Source organism: Microbispora siamensis (assembly GCF_016863095.1).
GTDB classification, from domain to species: domain Bacteria; phylum Actinomycetota; class Actinomycetes; order Streptosporangiales; family Streptosporangiaceae; genus Microbispora; species Microbispora siamensis.
The window spans coordinates 1-507 of the sequence record NZ_BOOF01000148.1 but is presented as its reverse complement, the minus strand read 5'-3'; the positions used below and the strand labels follow the sequence as shown (position 1 = coordinate 507).

Below are 507 nucleotides of genomic sequence, written 5' to 3'. Positions count from 1 at the left end.
CCAGCAGCTCATCCACCGGCACACCAACGTCCGCTGGCAACGGGTCACGAAACGCCGCCACCACCGACAACGGCACCCGCTCGGCCATCCCCCCCACCAGCACCGCCACATCCCGCAGCAACTCCAGCGACGCCGCATCCGCCCACTGCAGATCGTCCAGCACGACCACTAGCGGCCGCACCCGCGCCGCGGTCACCAGCCACTGCGCGATCCCCTGGTTGCGCCGCAACAACGCCGCGCCCCCCGACCCCGACAGCGCCTCATCGTCCAGCAATCCCGCCAACACCGAACGATCCGGCGGCGCACACCGCTGCTCCAACGCCCCCAGCACCTGCACCCACGGCCACAACGCAGGCGTCCCCTGCGTGTCATGACAGCGCCCCCACACCACCACATGCCCCGCATCCACGCACCACGCCGCCAACGCCTCCAGCAGGAACGTCTTACCGATCCCCGGCTCCCCGCTCACCGCCGCGACCCCCACACCCCCCCGCGCCACCGACCCCG

Annotated in this window: 1 protein-coding gene; it reads right to left on the bottom strand. The window is 72.0% G+C overall.

Annotated features, from left to right (window positions below):
* Window positions 1-469, bottom strand: a 469-nt coding sequence (locus Msi02_RS42865; protein WP_239109456.1) for an AAA family ATPase, incomplete at its 3' end; no start/stop codon positions are given.
* Between the last annotated feature and the right edge of the window lie 38 nt (window positions 470-507).